Origin of the sequence: Neorhizobium alkalisoli (assembly GCF_002968635.1) — a bacterium.
Lineage (GTDB): Bacteria > Pseudomonadota > Alphaproteobacteria > Rhizobiales > Rhizobiaceae > Neorhizobium > Neorhizobium alkalisoli.
On record NZ_PVBN01000001.1, the window covers coordinates 372,852 to 393,211 of the forward strand.

At 60.4% G+C, this 20,360-nt stretch carries 18 protein-coding genes and 1 riboswitch; of the genes, 10 read left to right on the forward strand and 8 right to left on the reverse strand.

The annotated features are described in order from the left end of the window. Both C5L13_RS01780 and C5L13_RS01785 read right to left on the reverse strand, forming a co-directional pair. Complete coding sequence (locus C5L13_RS01780; protein WP_105381537.1) at positions 1-1,359, reverse strand: glutamine synthetase family protein; 1,359 nt, start codon at positions 1,357-1,359, stop codon at positions 1-3. A gap of 33 nt (positions 1,360-1,392) precedes the next feature. After that, the gene (locus C5L13_RS01785) at positions 1,393-2,640 is read right to left on the reverse strand and encodes an NAD(P)/FAD-dependent oxidoreductase (RefSeq protein WP_105381538.1); all 1,248 of its coding nucleotides are present in this window, start codon (positions 2,638-2,640) and stop codon (positions 1,393-1,395) included. Positions 2,641-2,853: 213 nt separating this feature from the next. Here C5L13_RS01785 and C5L13_RS01790 point away from each other — a divergent pair, with 213 nt between their 5' ends. After that, on the forward strand, positions 2,854-3,321 hold the full coding sequence (locus C5L13_RS01790; RefSeq protein ID WP_105381539.1) for a carboxymuconolactone decarboxylase family protein: 468 nt from the start codon (positions 2,854-2,856) through the stop codon (positions 3,319-3,321). After that, positions 3,321-4,178 carry a sigma-70 family RNA polymerase sigma factor gene (locus tag C5L13_RS01795; RefSeq protein ID WP_105381540.1) on the forward strand — a complete coding sequence of 286 codons (858 nt, stop codon included), beginning with the start codon at positions 3,321-3,323 and terminating at the stop codon, positions 4,176-4,178. Before C5L13_RS01790 ends, C5L13_RS01795 begins: the two co-directional genes overlap by 1 nt. An 83-nt stretch (positions 4,179-4,261) precedes the next feature. Here the strand turns inward: C5L13_RS01795 and C5L13_RS01800 are convergent, their stop codons facing one another. From C5L13_RS01800 to C5L13_RS01815, 4 genes are all read right to left on the reverse strand, one after another. After that, positions 4,262-5,215 carry a sugar-binding transcriptional regulator gene (locus C5L13_RS01800; RefSeq protein WP_105381541.1) on the reverse strand — a complete coding sequence of 318 codons (954 nt, stop codon included), beginning with the start codon at positions 5,213-5,215 and terminating at the stop codon, positions 4,262-4,264. A 21-nt stretch (positions 5,216-5,236) separates the two neighbouring features. Then, entirely contained in the window at positions 5,237-6,703 is a 1,467-nt protein-coding gene (locus tag C5L13_RS01805; protein ID WP_105381542.1) for an FGGY family carbohydrate kinase, read from the reverse strand. Positions 6,704-6,768: 65 nt separating this feature from the next. Next, complete coding sequence (locus C5L13_RS01810; RefSeq protein WP_105381543.1) at positions 6,769-7,725, reverse strand: transketolase family protein; 957 nt, start codon at positions 7,723-7,725, stop codon at positions 6,769-6,771. Then, positions 7,725-8,534: a transketolase gene (locus C5L13_RS01815; RefSeq protein ID WP_105381544.1), complete on the reverse strand. Its 810-nt coding sequence runs from the start codon at positions 8,532-8,534 to the stop codon at positions 7,725-7,727. Before C5L13_RS01815 ends, C5L13_RS01810 begins: the two co-directional genes overlap by 1 nt. A gap of 203 nt (positions 8,535-8,737) precedes the next feature. On the opposite strand from C5L13_RS01815, the gene C5L13_RS01820 reads away from it, so the two are divergent. The 8 genes from C5L13_RS01820 to C5L13_RS01850 all read left to right on the forward strand — a co-directional run bounded on the left by C5L13_RS01820 (position 8,738) and on the right by C5L13_RS01850 (position 16,566). Further along, positions 8,738-9,718: an ABC transporter permease gene (locus C5L13_RS01820; RefSeq protein WP_105381545.1), complete on the forward strand. Its 981-nt coding sequence runs from the start codon at positions 8,738-8,740 to the stop codon at positions 9,716-9,718. Between the two features lie 119 nt (positions 9,719-9,837). Then, complete coding sequence (locus C5L13_RS01825) at positions 9,838-10,767, forward strand: sugar ABC transporter substrate-binding protein (protein ID WP_105381546.1); 930 nt, start codon at positions 9,838-9,840, stop codon at positions 10,765-10,767. 30 nt (positions 10,768-10,797) lie between these two features. Continuing rightward, positions 10,798-12,276, forward strand: a complete 1,479-nt coding sequence (locus tag C5L13_RS01830) for a sugar ABC transporter ATP-binding protein (RefSeq protein ID WP_105381547.1) — start codon at positions 10,798-10,800, stop codon at positions 12,274-12,276. 22 nt (positions 12,277-12,298) lie between these two features. After that, positions 12,299-13,087: an SDR family oxidoreductase gene (locus tag C5L13_RS01835; protein WP_105381548.1), complete on the forward strand. Its 789-nt coding sequence runs from the start codon at positions 12,299-12,301 to the stop codon at positions 13,085-13,087. Positions 13,088-13,091: 4 nt separating this feature from the next. Then, on the forward strand, positions 13,092-13,253 hold the full coding sequence (locus C5L13_RS28615; RefSeq protein ID WP_158693370.1) for a hypothetical protein: 162 nt from the start codon (positions 13,092-13,094) through the stop codon (positions 13,251-13,253). A gap of 53 nt (positions 13,254-13,306) precedes the next feature. Next, positions 13,307-14,089 carry a glucose 1-dehydrogenase gene (locus C5L13_RS01840; protein ID WP_105381549.1) on the forward strand — a complete coding sequence of 261 codons (783 nt, stop codon included), beginning with the start codon at positions 13,307-13,309 and terminating at the stop codon, positions 14,087-14,089. A gap of 189 nt (positions 14,090-14,278) precedes the next feature. After that, a riboswitch (FMN riboswitch) is annotated at positions 14,279-14,425 on the forward strand. 112 nt (positions 14,426-14,537) lie between these two features. Further along, a complete protein-coding gene (ribB, locus tag C5L13_RS01845) occupies positions 14,538-15,173 on the forward strand; it encodes a 3,4-dihydroxy-2-butanone-4-phosphate synthase (protein ID WP_105381550.1) in 636 nt (211 codons plus the stop codon). 1,126 nt (positions 15,174-16,299) lie between these two features. Continuing rightward, complete coding sequence (locus C5L13_RS01850; protein WP_105381551.1) at positions 16,300-16,566, forward strand: DUF982 domain-containing protein; 267 nt, start codon at positions 16,300-16,302, stop codon at positions 16,564-16,566. 231 nt (positions 16,567-16,797) lie between these two features. Here the strand turns inward: C5L13_RS01850 and C5L13_RS01855 are convergent, their stop codons facing one another. Together C5L13_RS01855 and C5L13_RS01860 are read right to left on the reverse strand one after the other, a co-directional pair. After that, a complete protein-coding gene (locus C5L13_RS01855) occupies positions 16,798-18,984 on the reverse strand; it encodes an amylo-alpha-1,6-glucosidase (protein ID WP_105381552.1) in 2,187 nt (728 codons plus the stop codon). Beyond that, a complete protein-coding gene (locus C5L13_RS01860) occupies positions 18,981-20,132 on the reverse strand; it encodes a glycosyltransferase family 4 protein (protein WP_105381553.1) in 1,152 nt (383 codons plus the stop codon). The genes C5L13_RS01855 and C5L13_RS01860 overlap by 4 nt, the downstream gene beginning before the upstream one ends. Between the last annotated feature and the right edge of the window lie 228 nt (positions 20,133-20,360).

Below are 20,360 nucleotides of genomic sequence, written 5' to 3' on the forward strand. Positions count from 1 at the left end.
TCACACCGTCCGGATATAGGCATCGTATTCGACGTCGGTCACCCGGGTGGCAAACTCCGCAAGCTCCTGTTGTTTGCAGGCCGTGTAGAGTGCCCGATATTTCGGTCCGAGCGTCGCGTAGGCAAAGGTAGACCGGGCAAATTGCTGTAGCGCGTAGTCCCAGTTGGTCGGCAGCGGCTCGTGGCTGATGGCGTGGTCGTCGCCGGTGATCGCTCCGCCCGGATTTCGCTTCTCCTTGATGCCTGTGAGAGCTGCGTTGAGGATCATCGCCAGCACCAGATATGGATTGCTGTCGGCACCCGCGACGCGATGTTCGATGCGGGTCGCGGGCTTTGAGGCGGTGATAACACGCACCGCCGCCGAGCGGTTGTCGAAACCCCATGAGGCATAGGTGGGCGCATGTTCGCTCGGCCGAAGGCGGCGATAGGAATTGGCATGCGGCGCGAAGACCCCCATGCTCTCGCCCATGTTTTCGAGAAGCCCACCGACCGAATGGAAAAGCATCTCCGATGGCCCGTCTTCGCCGACATAGACATTGCGTCCGGCCTCGTCGATCAGCGAAAAGTGCACGTGCATGCCGCTGCCGGCCTGACTGCCGTAGGGTTTGGCCATGAAGGTCGCGTCGAGGTCGTTGGCGCGTGCGACGCCCTTGACGATGCGCTTCAGGAGCACCGCATAGTCGGCGGCCTTCAGGGCATCCGGCACGTGGTTGAGGTTGATCTCATACTGGCCGGGTCCGTTTTCGCGCAGCGTGGTATCGGCGGGAATGCCCTGTGCTCGAGCCGCGCTGGCGATGCCGTGGAAGACGTCTTCGAAATCCTGCAGCTCCGAGATCGACAGCACCTGTGTCTGGCCCGTGTGCCACCGCCCTTCGCGCGAATTCGGCGGGCGGACGGGGTCGAGCGCCGAGCGCACCGGGTCGATCAGGTAGAACTCGAGTTCGGTTGCCACGACCGGCGTCAGACCAAGCTTTGAAAATCCGGTGATGACATTGGCGAGCACCTGACGCGGATCGCCATAGAAGCCGTCGCCGTCGGTATCTTGCATGCCGAGCAACACCTGCGCGGTCGGACGATTGAGCCAGGTAACCCGGGAGAGTGTTCCGGGTACGGGGAGGCAGATGCCATCCGGGTCGCCGGTGCCTTCCGCAAGGCCTGCGGCATTGACGTCGCGGCCCCAGACGTCGAGGGCATAGACGGAGCGCGGCATGGCCATGCCCTTGGCGAGCACGTCCAACGCACGCTCCCTCGGGATCCATTTGCCTCGCGGCACGCCGTTCACGTCGATGACGAAGGCTTCGAGGACCTCGATATCGGGATTGCTTTCGAAGAAGATCTGGGCGGAACTGATATCATCCATGGAGCACCAGATAGCCCAGTCTCTCCGTTTGGGCTAGGCGTTGAAGCGTTCGGGACGATAGGCGGAGATATCGATGAGCGTCTTCTGCCCGGTAAGGGCTTCGGCGATCACCTGACCCGTCACCGGCCCGAGAGTCAGGCCATGATGCGCGTGCCCGAAGGCGAACCAAAGGCCGTCGTGACGCGGCGCCTTGCCGATCACTGGCATCATATCCGGCGTGCAGGGGCGCGCGCCCATCCAGGGCTCCTTGTCTAGCCTCTCGCCGAGCGGAAAGATCGTCCGGGCGACGGCTTCCGCCCGCTCCAGCTGCACCGGCGTCTTGGGCGCGTCGCGGCGGGCAAATTCCGCGCCGGTGGTCAGCCGGATGCCCTGGTTCATCGGAGCGAGGAAATAACCGCGCTCCGCATCCATGGTCCAGCCGTTGAGTTTCGCGTTCCCCTTCGTCCCGTAATGCATATGGTAACCGCGCTTGACGCCGACCAGGAAATTGTAGCCGAGCGGCTTTGTCACGGTATCCGACCACGGTCCCAGGGCGACGACCACGTCCTTGGCCTCCACCGTGCCCTCACCGGCAACCACCCGCCAGCCGGTTTTGGTCTGTGACAGGCTCTTTGCGTCGCCTTTCAGAACACGGCCGCCGAGCTTTTCGAAGAGTGCGATATAGGCGCGGGTGAGCGCCAGCGGATCCTTGACCGACCACGGATCTTCCCATTTCAGGCCGCCGACGAAATCACCGGAGAGATGCGGTTCCTGGGCGGCGAGATCGGCGGGCGTCAACCTCTTGAACGAAACGCCGTATTCGCCGGCCAGACGTTCGGCCTCCCCGAACTCTCCGTCCCGTTTGGCATTGCTGCGGAAAACCTCCGTCCAGCCGTCCTTGGCAATCAGCCCCTCGGCGCCGGCTTCCTCGATCAGTTCGTTGTGGGTCGAGATCGAATGCTCGATCAGCGGCGCATAGGCGCGCGCGATGAGCTGATGGCGGGTCAGGTTGGAATGCCACCAGTATTTCGCGAGGAACGATGTGACCGAAGGAATTGCCCGCCAGTGATAGTGGGCGTCGATGCGGTTGTTCAGTGCATAACGCAAGATCAGGCCGAACTGCTGCGGAAAGCCGTAAGGCACCACACCTTCGCGCTGGATCAGCCCGGCATTGCCGTAGGAGGTCTCCATGCCCGGTTCTCTCCGGTCGACGAGCACCACCGATTTGCCCCGCCGGGCCAATTGCAGTGCCGTCGAAACGCCGATGATGCCGGCTCCGAGCACGATCGCATCCGCTGTCATGATCTGATTTCCATTCCCATTTCTTTTATAGTTCGAGGTTCGAGCATGCCGCCCCCGATGCTGCGGCGCAAATGAAAAATCAAGCTGTGCGCAGGGATTTTTGTCGCGGCACCCACCGATGTGACCGGAGTGCGGACAAATAAATTTCCGGGCATGTCACATCGGCAAATCCTGCCTCGTCATGGTGTCGTAACCAACAGAAGGAAACGAACCATGAGTGCCAAACTTGATCCTTTCGCCGCCGCTCCCTCGCTGATGAAGAAGTGGATGGGCCTGTCTGTCGACGTTCAATCGAGCCTCGAATGGAACGTCATCGAACTCGTGAAGATCCGCGCCTCGCAGATCAACGGCTGCGCCAACTGCATCAACATGCACACGGCGGAAGCGCGTGCGAAGGGCGAGACCGAACAGCGCATCTATCTGCTGTCCGCCTGGCGGGAAGCTCCTTGCTATTCCGATCGCGAACGCGCCGCGCTAGGTTGGGCCGAGGCTCTGACTCGGCTGTCGGAAGGCCACACGCACGAAAGCGCCACCGAAGCCCTCAAGGCTCAGTTCACGGAGGAAGAACAGGTGAAGCTCACACTGATGATCAATGTCATCAACGGCTGGAATCGCCTCGCGGTAGGCTTCGGCCTCTGGGTCGATCCGGCAGCTGCAAAGGCTGCCCAGGCGGCTGCCTGATGACCGGCTTCAACCAGGAAGACGCAGCGGCGAGTTTCGATCCGCTGCGTCCGAAGCTCATGCGCGTCGCCTATCGCATGCTCGGATCGGTAACCGACGCCGAGGACATGGTGCAGGAGGCCTTCATCCGCTGGATGAAGGCCGACCGCAACGCGGTGCTTGAGCCGGAAGCGTTCCTCCGCCGCACGGTGACACGGCTTTGCCTCGATCAGTTGAAGTCGGCGCGACGTCAGCGCGAGACCTATGTCGGTCCATGGCTTCCCGATCCCGTCGTGGAAGAAGAGGAGCAGGAGGACGTCACGTTGCCGCTGATGCTTGCCCTGGAACGCCTTTCGCCACTCGAACGGGCGGCTTTCCTGCTGCACGACGTCTTCGGACTGGGGTTTGAGGAAGTCGCCGCGACCATCGAACGCGATCCGGCCGCCTGCCGCCAGCTTGCCGCCCGGGCGCGTACCCATGTTCGCGAGGCGAGAGCCCGCTTTCAGGTGGACAAGCAGCGCGGCGTCGAGCTCGCCGAAGCCTTCTACGCGGCATCACGCAGCGGCGATATGAAGGCGCTCGGTGCGATGCTGGCGGCCGATGTCAGCGTCCACGCGGATGGTGGCGGGAAACGTCCGGCGGCCATGGAGCCGATCTTCGGCTTCGACGCAGTGATGAAGGTGCACGCCTATCTCGCAGATCAATTTCAGAAAAGCGGCTCGAAACTCGTTCGTGCCGGGTTCGTCAATGGGCTGCCCGGTTTCATCACGCTCGAGGCCGATGGCGAACTCCAGACGACTGCGCTCGATATCGAGGACGGAAAAATCGCGGCCATCTATGTGGTGCGGAACCCTGACAAGCTGAGGCATCTGCATTAGCGGCCCGTGCGCGGAGGGCGACTTTGAATGGTCGTCCTATGACTCTTGGTTGGGCTGTTTCTGCCGCTTTGCGTGAAGCGACACTAAAGTTCGATCAGCCGCTGGGCCGTGAACTTGTCCGTGACGATCATATCGATTACGCCGGTCCGCAGGGCTCCGGCGATGGCGACCGTCTTCTTCGTGCCGCCTGCCAGGGCGATCACCCTGTCAACCTTCGCAAGCTCGTCGAGCGGGAGGCCGATTACTCGTTCGTCTAGCGGCGTTTTGACCGCCTTGCCCTCCTTGTCGAAGAACCGGAGCGATATGTCGCCTACCGCTCCCGCGTCAGCCAGGTCGGCAAGCTCCCGGGAAGAGAAGATGTTGCCGGAACGGGCCAGCAATTCGGACGGTTCGACGGCTCCGATGCCGACGATTGCCAGCGAAATGCTGCTGAACAGATCTATCGTCTCCCGGACGAACGGATCGGCCATCATCAGAAGTTTCGCTTCCCTCGATGAGGTCACCCCCTGTACCGGAAGCAGTTTCGGCTCGGCGCCCGTGAGGCGTGCCAGGCGCGTCGTGAGCTGGGTGGCGTGCGTCTGGACGGAAGGATCGCCCATCCCGCCGAGCGTCTGGACGACGAATTTTGCCTGGGCGCTTTTCTGGGGATGGATGTTCTCCACCATCTTGAAGATGGTCTGGCTCCAGCTCGATACGCCGATGATCTCGCCGGGCGCAAGCGTAACCTCGAGGAGATGGGCAGCGGCTTCGCCGATCCGCGCCATGATCGCGCCGTCGCGATCTTCGGAGCATTCCACGACGACTGCTTCAGGGACTCCGAACCGCTCCCGAAGCGCCTTCTCGAGGTCCGCATAGGTGCCTACGGGAGGGATGACGCTGGTGCGGACGATATCCTCCGCCTCCGCCCGCTTCAGCATCCGGGAAACGGTCGCCTGTGACAGGCGAAGATGCTGTGCGATATCCGCCTGCCGACGCCGCTCGATGTGGTACATCTGAGCAACTCGCGAGATCAGACGAAGTTCGTTTAAGCGACTCATGACCGTTCCGGGCGTGAATTATTATTCACCTTTAGCGGCTACCGGGTTCCACGTCGAGCGGGCCACGGCGTCACTCCAAGTCTTTCTACGCTTTGCACTATCGTTGGCTTCGGGGCTGATGAGCTGGGATTCCCGCGGAAGGCGGCTGATCGTTTCAAGGTCGGGCCACATTCCCACCGACAGTCCGGCAAGATAGGCCGCTCCAAGAGCAGAGGCCTCGGGCGCTTTGCACTGCATGACAGGGCGCATGAGCACGTCGGCTACGCATTGCATCAGGAATCTGTTCTGGCTGGGGCCACCGTCCGCGTAGAGGGCGCCGATGACGCCGCCGCTCTGGTTCTGCATGGCTGAGAAGACGTCGTACACTTGAAAAGCAATGGAGTCGGTGACAGCCCGCGCCATCTGGGCGCGCGTCGTATTGAAGCTTATCTGCGAGAAGAGTGCGCGCGCATCAGAGCTCCAGTGTGGAGCGCCGAGGCCTACGAAGGCGGGTACGAAACCAGGCCCGTCCGGTTCAGCCGTGGCGGCAAGATCGATCAGAGCCGCGACATCGGGCAGTCCGAGGATGTCGACCATCCAGGGCAGGCTTGCCGCCGACACCAGGATGTTTCCCTCGAAGGCGAATGTGGGATTTCCGGAAATGCGCCATGCAATCGTGGTTGTGATTCCGTTCTTGGGACCAATGAAACGGGGCAGGGTCGTCATGACGGAGGAGCCGGTGCCGAATGTCACCTTGCCGTCGCCCGGGTTGAATGCGCCATGTCCGAAGAGGGCGGCGTGGCTATCTCCGATCGCCGACCTGATAGGCGTGCCGTCGGGAACGCCCCGAAGCCCCAGGGTCGTTCCGAAATCGGCCGAGCTGTCGAGCACGTCCGGCAGGACCGAAACGTCGACGCCGAAGATTTCACATAACTCTTCGCTCCACGCCTGCCTCTGCAGATCGAATAGCTGACTTCTCGCGGCATTCGATGCGTCGCAGACATGGCGTCGCCCGCCCGTCAGGCAGTGAACGAGCCAGCTGTCGACGGTTCCGACCCTGAGCCTTCGGCCTTCCGGAGCCCGGTCGAGGAGCCAGCGAAACTTCGGCCCAGGAAACATCGGATCGAGAGGAAGCCCTGTGATCGACTGGACGCGATTGAGGTGTCCTCCGCGAGCCAGGCGCTCACAATCGGCCGCGGTGCGGCGGCACTGCCAACTGACGACGGGGCCGAGCGGCTCGCCCGTTCCGGCATCCCAAATGGTAACGGATTCGCGCTGGTTGGAGATCGCGACGGCTTCAACGCTGACACCGGGCGCTGCGTTAAGGCAGGTCGCAACCGCCTCGCAGACGGACTTCCAGATTCTTTGCGGATCCTGCTCCACCCAGCCGGGTTTCGGGTAAACGATGCCAACCGGGGCCGAGCCACGAGAGATGAGCTCTCCCTTCTCCGAAACCAGGACCGCTTTGGAATTGGTGGTGCCCTGGTCGATGGCCAGAATAGCCCGCATCATGTCCTCCCTTGAAAAACGGCCACGGCAATATCTTGCCCCGGCCAACGCGCGCGGCCGGAGGCTTATTTCCTCTTGATAACCGCGACGGCAGCTTCGGCGATAGAGGCGGGCCTCATGCCGAATTCATCCAGAAGGAATTCGGCCGAACCGGTCGGCGCGAAGACTCCAGGGACGCCGAGGCGCTTCATCGGGATCGGCGCGTGTTCCACGATCACTTCCGCCACCGCCGACCCGAGCCCTCCGAAAATCGTATGCTCTTCCGCAGTGACGATCGCTCCGGTTTGGTGGGCCGCGGCGATAATCGCTTCCTCGTCGATCGGCCTCACCGTCGCCAGATTGAGCACCCTGGCGCTGATGCCCTGACCGGCAAGGATTTCCGCAGCCTTCATCATGCGGTGTGTGAGAGTGCCATTGGCAATCAGCGTGACATCGGAGCCGTCGCGCAGCAGGTTCGCCTTGCCGAGTTCGAACTTGTGATTTGCAGGCAGCAGATCGGGAACGCCAACGCGGGAAAGGCGGAGGAAGCACGGCCCATCGTAGCTTGCAGCCCATTCGACGGCGGCCGCCGTCTCGATCCGATCACAGGGAGCGATGACCGGAAGATTCGGCAGCGCACGCGTCCATGCAAAGTCCTCGATCGAGTGGTGCGTCGGGCCGAGTTCGCCATAGGCCATGCCGGAAGAGATGCCGACGAGCTTCACATTGGCATTCGAGTAGGAGATGTCGGCCTTGATCTGCTCGAGGGCGCGCCCTGTCAGGAATGGCGAGGCGCCGCAGACGAACGGCAGCCGTCCGCCATTCGCGAGACCCGCGCCGACGCCCACCATGTTCTGTTCGGCGATGCCGACATTGACGAGGCGGTCGGGAAACTTGGATTTGAACCCGCCGAGCTTTGAAGACCCCACGGAGTCGTTGCAGACCGCAACGATGGTCTCGTCGTTTGTTGCAAGCTTCTCGAGCGTGGCCGCAAATGCATCACGGCAATCATGGAGTTTGGCGGTGGTTACTGGCGCGTTCATCAAATTGCCTCCGATAGTTCTGCCACCGCGAGATCGTATTGTTCCCTGCTGGGCACCTTGTGATGCCAGTCGACGCGGTCCTGCATGAAGGAAATGCCGTGGCCCTTGTTGGTATGCGCGACGATGCAATGGGGGCGGGAGCCCCGATACTCCAGGGCCGGGACCACTTCGTTCATGACGTTGCCGTTGATTTCGGTCACTTCCCAGCCGAAAGCTTCGAGCTTCGGGCGGAGCGGGGCCAGATCATTGGTATCGGCAAGTGCCGCCCCCTGCTGGAACCTGTTGTGGTCGATGACAAGGGTAAGGTTGTCCAGGCCGAACTGGGCGGCCGCCATGATGGCTTCCCAGTTCGAGCCTTCCTGCATCTCGCCGTCCCCGGTGATGACATAGGTGTGGTATTTCGCACCGGACAGCTTTGCGGCCTTGGCCATGCCCACCGCGACCGGAAGCCCGTGGCCGAGAGGTCCGGTGTTGGTTTCGACGCCCGGCACCTTGTTGTTGTTGGGATGGCCGTTCAGCCGGGAGTGAGGCTGAAGGAAGGTGGAGATCTCTTCCTCCGGAATGAAGCCGCGCTTGGCCAGCGTGACGTATAGCGCACAGGCCGTATGGCCCTTCGAAAGGACAAACCTATCGCGTTCCGGATGCTTCGGTTGATCCGGCCATACGCGCAGCACGCGGAAATAAAGCGCCGTGAGGATGTCGATGACCGACATCTCGCCGCCGATATGCCCCGCGCCGGCTTCGTACACCGCTTGAAGATCGCGCAGCCGGATCTGGCGCGCGATACGCTCGAGTTCTATGGGCTCCATTGGGTCCTCGATCTGAATATTTATTCACATATACATATTTTTGCACAGAACCAATTCGTGTCAAGCGGAAACTGGCTTTTACGGCTGTGAGACTTCGGCGCAAATTTTCTTGACTCGTTTAAGATAGCTTGTTAATGAATTTTCCAACAGGCATGAATAAATATTCTTAGGGTTGAAATACCCCTCGTATCTAGGGAGGAACGATGGTGGCGATCGACATCACTGAACAAAGCCGCCCCTCTGGCGTCTGGCTTAGGCGCCTGGCTGGAGCCACTGGCCCGCTTCTCGGTCTGCTCGCGCTTTGCGTTTTCCTGAGCTTTGCCACGGATGCGTTTCTTTCACTTCGCAATGGCTTGAACATTCTGGACCAGATCACCGTGCTCGGGATCATGGCCGTCGGCATGACCTTCGTCATCCTGATCGGCGGTATCGACCTTTCAGTAGGCTCGGTGCTCGCGCTGGCGATGATGGTGATGGGCTGGACGGCAAATGTCGCAGGGATGCCGCTTGGAGTGGGGATCGGGGTTGCATTGATCGCGTCCGCCGTCAGCGGATTGATCGTCGGCCTCCTCGTGACGATCTTCAGGGTTCCCGCTTTCATAGCCACGCTTGCGATGATGTCGGCCGCGCGCGGCGTGGCGAACATGATTACCGATGGCCAGCAGATCGTCGGGTTTCCCGACTGGTTCATGATGCTCGCGATCGACCGCCATTTCGGCATCCTCACCGCCACGGTCTTTCTCATGCTGGTCGTGGTGCTGATTGCCTGGTTGTTCCTCAAGTTCCGATCCGAAGGCCGGATGCTCTATGCCGTCGGCGGCAATCCTGAAGTCGCGCGCCTTGCGGGCATCAATGTCCAGCTCGTGACGATCGGCGTTTACGTCATCAGCGCGGTCCTTGCAGGTCTTGCAGGTATCGTTCTGGCGGCCCGCCTCGACTCGGTTCAGCCGTCGAGCGGCTTCGGTTACGAACTCGACACGATCGCCGCGGTGGTTATCGGCGGTACGTCTCTGTCCGGTGGGGCAGGCGGTATAGGCGGCACCCTGATTGGCGTCCTGATCATCGGCGTCCTGCGCAACGGGCTCAACCTGCTCAACGTCTCGCCATTCCTTCAGCAGGTCATCATCGGCATCGTCATCGTGCTTGCAGTTGGCGCCGAAACCATTCGCCGCCGGCGAGCCTGACATCAGGTCCGCGACAGCGCGGACCTCTCATGAATTCCTCTCCGAAACGGTTGGAGCGGATCAGCGGCCCAAGGGTGGAGGATACTCGAGGGTTCAGTTTAACAACGGAGGAAAATGAAATGAAACTCGCGCGCATTCTCCTGACTTCGGCTGCCATGCTTGGTCTGACGATCGGCTCTGTTCATGCTGCCGAAGTCAAGAAACTCGGCCTTGCCGTAGCCAACTTGCAGGCCAATTTCTTCAACCAGATCAAGCAGGCCGTCGAAGACGAAGCGAAGAAACGCGGCATCGAGGTCGTGACCGTCGATGCCAAGGGTGATGGCCCGACCCAGGTCAACCAGGTTCAGGATCTGCTCACGCAGAACGTCGACGCTCTGATCTACATTCCAGCAGGCGCTGCGGCTGCCACCGTGCCGGTAAAGCTCGCAAAGAGCGCCGGCATCCCTGTCATCAACGTTGACCGCAACGCGGAAGGCGCACCGGGGGACACCTTCCTGGCGACTGATTCCGTAACCTCTGCCAAAGCCGTGTGTGACTATATCCTCAAGCAGGCCGGCGGAAAGGGCAAGATGGTGATCATCCACGGCCAGAAGGGGACGACGCCCGAGGTCGACCGCTCGAAGGGCTGCGCGCAATCCCTCAAGGCCTATCCCGATGTGAAGGTGGTAGCTGAGCAGTATTCCAACATCTGGAGCCAGGACGAAGGCTTCCAGATCATGCAGAACATGCTGCAGGCGAACCCGGATGTTTCGATCGTATTTGCACAGGCGGACGCGCTCGCGCTCGGTGCCGCGCAGGCGATCAAGGTCGCCAATCCTTCCCAGAAGATCGTGGTCGGCGGCTTTGACGGCGATACCGCCGCGCTTGAGGCTCTCAGCAAGGGCGTGTTCAACGTGACGGCGACCCAGCAGACCCAGAAGATGGGCCGCGACGCAGTCGCCAATGCCGTGAAGCTTGTTGCCGGCGAGAAGGTGCCTCCGGTGCAGCTCATGGACGCGACGCTGACAACGAAGGAGAACGTGGCAGGCTTCATCGCCAACCATCCGTAACGGGTTTTCTGCCACTTGAGGAGGTGCGTTGTGACTGAACCGGTTCTTTCACTGAGAGGCATATCGAAGCGTTACGGACCGCTCCAGGTCCTCAAGAACGTGAGCCTGGATGTCTATGCCGGGGAAGTCGTGGCACTTCTTGGCGAAAACGGCGCAGGTAAATCGACGCTATCAGGCATCATCGCCGGGTCCCGCGCACCGTCCGAGGGAACCATGACATGGCTGGGGCAGCCCTATGCCCCGGCCACTCCAAGAGAAGCCATAGACAAGGGCGTGGTTCTGATCCATCAGGAACTGCAGCTTCTCCCGGAACTCTCCATTGCCGAGAACGTCTTCATCGGCCGCTGGCCGATGAAGAACGGCGTCATCGACCGAGCGGAAATGGTTCGCCGCGCCCAGGAACAACTGTCGCGTCTGAACCTTCATATCCCCGCAACCCGCAAGGTGGCGGGTCTTTCGACCGCCAATCAGCAGCTCATAGAGATCGCGAAGGCACTGGCGCTCGATGCAAAGCTGCTCATTCTCGACGAGCCGACCGCCGCATTGGGCGGCGCGGAGACTGAAGCTCTTTTCAACCAGGTCAGGAAGCTGCGATCGGAAGGTGTCGGCATCGTCTACATCTCCCACCGCATGGAGGAGATCAAGCAGATCACGGACCGTATCGTGGTGCTGCGTGACGGCGTACGCGTCCAGGAGTTCGCCGACAGTGCGACACCGGTGCGCACGATCGTCGAAAGCATGGTGGGGCGGCCCCTTGAACGGATGTTCCCGCCGCTTCCGGAGCCGAGCGGGCGACCGGTCCTGCAGGTCTCGGGGCTGACCTCGCCCGTCCGCTCCTTCCGCGATGTCTCCTTTGAGGTGCAGTCGGGAGAAATCCTCGGCATCGCCGGGCTTGTCGGCGCAGGCCGAACCGAACTGGTCCGGGCGATTTCAGGTGCAGACCCGATCAGCGCGGGAACGATCAAGCTCAACGGCGAAGAACTCAGGCTCCGCAGTCCCGCGGACGCGATCGCCAAAGGCATTGTGATGGTGCCGGAAGACCGGAAGGATCAGGGTATCGTCGTCACCCACCGGATAAGCGAAAACGTCGTCTACCCGAACCTCGACATGTTCGGACGTCGCTGGATCACCTCCAAGATGAAACGAACCTTTGCCGAGCAGGCGATATCCAAATTCGGCGTGAAGGGGCGGGCCGAACAATATGCTTCGGACCTCTCCGGCGGCAATCAGCAGAAGGTGGTGATCGCCAAGTGGCTGATGCGCGATCCGAAGGTCGTGATCCTCGATGAACCGACACGCGGGATCGACGTCGGCGCGCGCGCCGGGATCTACGACATCATCGTGAACCTTGCGAAGAAAGGCGTCGCCGTCATCGTCGTGAGTTCCGATCTCGAAGAGGTGCTCGGCGTATCCAACCGCATTCTCGTGCTCGCGCAGGGCAAACAGGCGGGCATTCTCGACCGTGAAGAGGCAAACGACGTCTCGGTCATGGAACTGGCAACGATCTAGCAGAACATAGAAAGGAAGAGCGGTGTCCGACATCACTCTGAACGCTCCGAAGCTTTTCGATCTCTCCGGCCAAGTCGCCATCGTCACGGGTGCGGGAAGCGGAATAGGCCAGCGGATCGCCATCGGGCTCGCCCAGTGTGGCGCCGCCGTTGCGCTCCTCGATCGCCGTACCGACGACGGGCTTTCGCGCACGGCCGAATATGTCCGGGCAGCCGGCCGCAGGTCGATTGAGATCGCGGCGGACGTCACCAGCAAGACATCGCTTGCCGAGGCCGTCTCTCGTACGGAGGCCGAACTCGGCGCCCTGTCCCTGGCAGTCAACGCAGCGGGGATCGCCAATGCCAATCCGGCCGAGGAGATGGAAGAAGAGCAATACCAGACGCTGATGGACATCAACCTGAAGGGCGTCTTCCTCTCCTGCCAGGCCGAGGCGCGCGCCATGCTGAAGCATGGCAGGGGATCGATCGTGAACATCGCCTCGATGTCGGGCGTAATCGTCAACCGCGGCCTCAGCCAATGCCACTACAATGCCTCGAAGGCCGGGGTGATCCATATGTCCAAATCACTGGCCATGGAGTGGGTCGGCAACGGTATCCGGGTGAATACGATTTCTCCGGGATACACCGCGACCCCGATGAACACCCGCCCCGAAATGGTCCACCAGACCAAGCTCTTCGAGGAGCAGACCCCGATGCAGCGCATGGCGACCGTCGACGAAATGGTAGGCCCCGCCGTCTTCCTGCTCTCCGGTGCCGCAAGTTTCGTAACGGGTGTCGATCTGCTCGTCGACGGTGGTTTCTGTTGCTGGTGATCCCATGAGGGCGATTGTGGCAGGCAATTTGAACGTGATCGGTCTGGCTGCCTCCCTGGCCGAGACCGTGGCGTTGAAGGAGCCAGCGGGCGGTACGGCGTGCGATATCGCCGTCCGCCCGCCCTTCACGCTGATCGAACGAACCGTAAAGGCGTTTGCGGCCTGATCTTCGCGGGACGCCTTGCGGCGGTTTCATATTTTGCTGTTTGGAGGACTTTGATGAAGCGTTTCGAAGAAAAGACTGTCGTCGTCACGGGAGCAAGCCGGGGTATCGGAGCGGTGATCGCCAGGCGCTTCGCCCGAGAAGGCGCGAACGTGGTCGTTTCGGCCAACGAGGAGTCCGTGGAGGTGGTTGCCCGCGACATCAGCGATCTGGGCGGCAAGGCTGTCTCGTTCGTGGGAGATGTTACGGACAAGCGCAGCGTCGTGGAGCTTTTCGATACCGCGGAAAAGGCCTTCGGCACGGTCGATATCTCCGTCCAGAACGCCGGCGTGATCACGATTGCCCGGATCGAGGACATGACGGAGTCCGAATGGGACCGGGTGATGGCGGTGAACACCAAGGGCGTCTTCCTCTGCGCCCAGGAGGCGATTGCCCGCATCCGCAAGCACAAGCGCGGCGGCCGGATCATCAACACGGCATCCGGTCAGGCCCGGCAGGGGTTCATCTACACGCCTCATTACGCGGCTTCGAAGATGGGAGTTGTCGGCATCACGCAAAGTCTCGCCAAGGAAGTCGCCACCGAGAACATCACCGTCAACGCTTTCTGCCCGGGTATCATCGAGACCGACATGTGGGCCTACAATGACGAGGTGTGGGGCAAGCTGCTCGGCAACTATGCGCCCGGTGAGTTGATGAAGGAATGGGTCCAGGGCATTCCCATGAAGCGGGCAGGGTCGGGAGAGGACGTGGCCGGTCTGGTAGCCTTCCTGGCGAGTGAGGACGCCGCCTATATTACCGGGCAGACGATCAATGTGGACGGCGGCCTGATCATGTCGTGAGATTGCTGTCGGCAATCTCAGCGGCTTTCATCCAAGGGCAGGTCCCGCCAGAAGTTGCCGTCTTCCGGTCGACGGCTTTAGGAGAAAATCCACCCTCGCCAGCCGCAATGGATAGTGGCTTTTTCCTTGTTGCGACATCGAATTGGCGTAAGGGCTATTGCACTTCCTCCAGGAAATTCACTATTTTAGACCTGTTCTCAGGGCGGGGTGTAATTCCCCACCGGCGGTATCGGGAGTGATCCCGGAGCCCGCGAGCGCTTCTGCGAAAGTGGAAGGTCAGCAGATCCGGTGAGATGCCGGAGCCGACGGTCATAGTCCGGATGGAAGAGAACACGCTGGAACGTCCCCGGTTCGGGGAACGTATCGGCTTGTTCGCCCAAGGGATAAATAGCGGCTCACAAGGCCGTGGTTTGGCCGCTAACGCGGATAACCCTTGAAAGGCAGTGAAATGAAAATCTCAAAAATCGAAGATGCGCTCGAGGCGCTTGCTCGCGGTCGGATGATCGTTGTCGTCGACGACGAAGATCGGGAAAACGAGGGAGACATCATCGCGGCGTCGCAATCCGTGACTGCGGAGACGATCGCTTTCATGATGAATCACGCGCGCGGTCTCATCTGCGTGGCGATGGAAGGCGATCGCCTGGACGCACTCGACATCCCGTTGATGGTCCCCCGCAACACCGAGTCCCACAAGACGGCCTTCACGATTTCCGTCGACTATATCCCCGGCACGACCACCGGCATTTCGGCGTCGGATCGCGCGGCCACCGTAAAGGCTCTGGTCGACCCTCGCACACAGCCCGACGACTTCGCCCGCCCCGGCCATATCTTCCCTCTTCGTGCGCATCCGAACGGGGTGGTTGCCCGTCCCGGACACACGGAAGCCGCCGTGGATCTCTGCCGCCTTGCAGGCCTGGAACCCTCCGGCGTCATCTGTGAAGTGGCCAAGGAAGACGGCACCATGGCGAGGCTGCCGGATCTTTTGGAATTTGCCGCACAGCACGGGATGCCCTTGATCACCATCGCGGACCTGATCTTGCATGTGAAGGGCCTGGGAAGCGCGAGCGACGCCTACGCCGCCTGACGATTTTCACCGATACTCAACCTATTTTCTCCCCGCACTCCTCTCCGGAAGGCGGGGAGTAGGCCTCATGAGCGATGGCGGCTCTGCTGGACTGGCGATGATCCCCGACCTGGAAACGGTGAGCATCAGGCCGTCGATGACGCCACCGGATTCGGCGGGTCTGGGGAGATGAGAAATCAGAGAGAATTGGCTGGGGAACCTGGATTCTCACATGATTTCAAATACTTAGAGGATAGACCCTTATTTTCCTTATCTTTTCCTCTCGCGAGCGACCCTGGATGCCACCTTTGTGCCCTGGCTTTGGGCATCAGTCAACAGGACGGGCGAGCGGCAATAATTTCCGCTTACTGCGCCGAAATTATCGCGGACGAATTGGTTCGTGCACCACCTTTTGAAGAGCTTAACCTCGTTGGCTTCTGCCCTTAGAGGCTGCTGACAGCCTGAGCGTTGGGCTGTGTCAAAGATTTCCTTGCAATGTCGCCGAATGAGCGCATGGTGTTTTATCGGTAGGCTTCCTTCAGGGCACTACCGTTGCGAGCGACACAGCCCGTGCCCCAAGCGAAGGAAGGACAGACATGTCTTCCGAAGCACCAGAAGCAGGGTCATCGAAAGCGGCTGCCCTCGCGCAGCTACTTCGGCGTGTCGCCGACGAGACCGCTCTCAATGAAACTGCACTTACCCGGCGAAGCCATGCGAGCTACTTGATCCGCAGGCTCCAGAACCATTTATGGGGCACTGGTCCCACTCCAGGAGGGGGCGCGCACTCCAGCGTTTCTCTCAGCGAGCGCCGTGACACCCAGATCGGTTCGGTCGCGAATGGTGTCAGGGATGAGTAATCCATCGTGCACGACGATCCAAGATGACAACGCCTCACACCTATGCCGGTACGAAATGAGGCAGGAAGCAAATAGCTCCTGGACTGTCTATGATACCTACAGCAGCGAACCAGAAATCGCGTTGGGGTGGTCGGTCGGAGGTCTATCAAACCGCGAGGCGCGTATTTGCTGCGCCATCGTGAATGAGAAGCATAATGCTAGGGAGAAGCCTCCACTGAATGCATGGCCGCCGTTCAACCGTACGCTTTTGAAGACTGACGCGGTGCCTCTTGTCTCAGAAGGGGTAGTCGATGCTAACGGTGATCAACGTTGATTTTCGCGCCGAATGGGAGTTCCCGGTCAGCGTAAGAGATGGTCCCATCAACGACAAGCTTATCCTTGGGCCGCGAGTAGCGTTGAAGTACCTGCAAGAGGAACTGGAAATGCGGTCGGGCCAAGCCTACTGGACGGCAGTCGGAGCATGTATCTCGGCACTGCTTGGCCGCGGCGATATAGAGGATGCCCGTACCCGTTTCATCGTTGCTTACGCCGAATATATGGTGCGGGTGCATCCTTAGGGATGCATAACGGTCAGTGCCTGTGATGCACGAAGCCGACGCTTCGTGGATAGCACGGCGAGGCTGGGTGGAGCGCGCAGAGGTCAATGCGACGTTAGAGGTGTCCCCCTTTAGTCTAGGCGGTTCTGCACTGGGACGCAGTCCTCAGCTAAGGGGCTGCCACTTCCGAACGGCCGATGGTGGACAGTCAGAGAGGTTCCGGCCGCATCCACTCCCTCGACGACCAATGGTTCACTTCACAACAAGGATCTTCGCGTTCCCTTTCCGATCCAGAACATTCGTGGACACATCATCTCCATAGCGATGCATACGAAAGTCCGCTTGCGATGAACCGAGCCGCACGTTGCGCAAGACGATCTCATCCAGGAATGCAGGCATGATCGGGTTGCGGATCCGGAATTCATTCTCGGAATGAGCCTGCTCAAGGCCAAGGCAGGCTCCCAGAACGCCAAACACGGCAGAAGCCGCCCAAGCCTGGGGTGAGCACGCGACTGGATAAGGCGTTGGCCCTCGACCGGGGCGCCGAATGAAGCCGCAGAAGAGTTCCGGCAGGCGCCGCATCTCCTGCTGTTTTGCAGCATCAAGCAGACCTTCGAACACGCGCGCTGCCTCATGCTTCAGATTGTAGCGGGCGAAGCCGATTGCGATTGCGGCGTTGTCGTGGGGCCATACGGAACCGTTATGATAGGACATGGGGTTAAATCGGGCCTCGCCCTGCGCAAGTGTACGGATACCCCAGCCGCTGAACCCTTCCTTGCTGAGAAGTGTTGCCGCTACGCGCTTAGCCCTTTCCGGAGAGGCAATTCCGGTGAACAAGGCATGCCCCGCATTGGAGCTCCGCACGCGGCACGGTCGCTTCCTTCCATCAAGGGCCAGTGCGTATGTGCCGAGTTCTTCGTCCCAGAAATCTGCTTCGAAACGGTGGCGCAGGTCTTCAGAGGCCCTTGTGAGATCAGTTGCAAGTTGCTGATGCCCAAGGCGCTCAGCCATACGTGCCGCAGAACGCTTTGCCGCGAATACATATCCCTGAACCTCGCATAGGGCGATTGGCCCTACCGCGTCCGTACCGTCTTCGTGGAAAACCGAGTCGTGGGAGTCCTTCCAGCCCTGGTTTTTTAGGCTGCCGTTGCTTTCTGCCTGATACTCCACATAGCCATCGCCGTCTTGGTCGCCATGGTCATCGATCCACCGTAGCGCAGCAAGGATGTTTGGCCAGATCTCGGAGACGGTGTCCATATCGCCCGTGGCGTCGAGATACATGCCCGCCAGCATGACGAACAGCGGCGTTGAATCGACACTTCCGTAGTAGCGGCCGAATGGAACTTCGCCAAGGTTGGCCATTTCTCCGTGACGCATCTCGTGGAGAATCTTGCCGGGCTGCGCATCGGCATTGGGGTCAGTATGCTGGGCTTGCATTGCCGCCAGCGTTCGCAATACACCCCGCCCAATTGACGGATCCATCCACAGCATGAACATCGCCGTGAAAATCCCATCGCGCCCGAAGATCGTGCTGAACCAGGGTATGCCTGCATAGGGGTATGAGCCGAACGGGGTGGGGGTGGTAAGCATGTAGACGTCAGAGGTGGCTCGACACGCTACTTCGTTGAACAGATCGCTTGAGCTCCGCACGGTAGCAATGTGCCGCGTCTGTTTGCGTCTGACGCGGCGGCTCTCGCGGTAGGCGCGGAAGAAATCCAGCACGACAGCAGGCCCGCCTTCCTCGCAGGCAACCGTCACGAAGATCGATGTCTTTTCCCCCGGCGCGATCGCTACCTCCAGGGTCGCTCGGTGTGACTCGAGATGTTTCGGAACAGGTGTGAAGGCGATCGAGGTGCAACGCTCCACGTCATCAAGGCCGCGATAGCGAAATTCCACCTTGTCGGGAGCGACGAGCTTGGAGTTCTCCCGGCCCCGCATCTCCCGCTTCATTCCGCGCACTTCGAAAAGGTCGCAGAAATCGGCGTCAAATATGTAGTCGATGGTCAACCGGCGTTCAATTGTCGTGAAGTTTCGGACACTCAGTCGTTCGTAACAGACCCCGTTATGGAGAAACTTCGTACGCTCGAAGAAGATGGTCTCGCGGGGCAAGGTCTCAGCATTATGATCGACCTCGGGATTGGTAAGATCGACAGAAAGCGCTGCCTTGTCGTCGTGGTTAGACGAATTCAGTAGCAGGAGTTTTCGCCCCTGAACACGCAGTTCCAGCTCAGACAGATACCGTGTGTCACGGTAAAACAGGCCTTCCACCGAGTTGCTCCCGGCAATGTCGCCATGGCTGTTTAAGACAGCGAACGCATCTCCATCCTTAAGGTTTTGAAGTGGGCGATCCACAAGAGAAGTGTCTACTTCCAGATCATACCGAACGGTGTCGAAGCTCCCGGCATCCTCGATGGTCGGATTAGTATCAAGCACCATCATACTGACCTCTGATTGCGCGAGGCTGCCCCAGCAGCGGCGCCGGAAACCTTCGCCGCAGCAACGACAGGCTCCAAGGGCAATAGCGCATTATTTGCGTTGCGACGGTGGTGCGGCACAATCATCGCCGACGTTGCTGCCAGACGGCTATATTCGGCAACATAGTCGCGAGCCATGCGTGCAGCGGTAAACCGTTCTTCGAACCGCTGCCGGACCGCTTGCCGGTCGAGATCCGCAGCCTTACCGACTGCCTCAACTGCCTCCTCGATGGATTCGACAGTGAAACCAGTTACGCCCTCGTCGATAACCTCCGGGACCGAGCCGCGACGCCAAGCGATCGTCGGTGTTCCTTCCTTCATGGCCTCGATCATGACCAGGCCGAATGGCTCGGGCCAATCAATGGGAAACAGGAGCGCGATCGCATTCCCGAGGAAGTCTCGTTTCTCGTGGTCACCAATCTCACCGACGAACTCGACCAGGGGATGATCGAGCTGTGGTCGAATGACGTGGTCGAAGTAGTCTTGGTCGGCGGGGTCAACCTTCGCGGCGATCTTCAGCGGAATACCGGTTCGCTTTGCAATCTCAATTGCCCGATCCGGCCGTTTCTCCGGGGCAATACGTCCCAGAAATGCAAGATAATCCCGCTTTGCTACTTCAAAAGGCGCGGGACCTGGGGGAAGGCCATGCTGGATGTTGGCCTGCCAATTGGCATTGGGAAGCGGCAGGCGCTGGTTCCTGGAGATTGAGACGAGCGGCATCTCCGTGAATGCACGATATACGGGATGGAAATCCGGTAGATCCAGCCTCCCGTGCAGCGTGGTCAGGCAGTGTGCCGAGGAGTTTCGGAACGCTGGAAACTGAAGCAAATCGACGTGGAAATGGATGACGTCAAACGAGGAGGCCTGCCGCCGGACCTCTTCCAGCATGACGAGGAGGCTCGCAGTGTGGTCGCGTATGCCCCCCAACCTCAGTCCTTCGGGGACTGCTCGCACGAGTTCAGCGGAAGTTTCGGAATCTCCGCTGGCGAAGAGCGTGACATCGTGGCCTTGCTGGACGAGTTCTTCCGTGAGCCATGAGACGACACGTTCGGTGCCGCCATAGAGTTTCGGCGGAACGGATTCCGCCAGGGGTGCGACTTGCGCGATACGCATTTGATTGTTCTCTGTTGCGCCAAGCGTCAGTCCAGCACGAATTTTCGTAGGGACCGCCGGCATCCGCTCACGAGGGCGTTGCTAGTGCACAGGGACAGCGAAGAATGGTATATGGAGCAGCCAGCGGGTTTGGCTAGGTCCGTTCATTCATTAACGAGGCGTGGCGCGCTCAGCTCTTAACTTGTAATGATTTTGCCACGTGGCAGCCGCGCCACTTGTAAAGAAGAT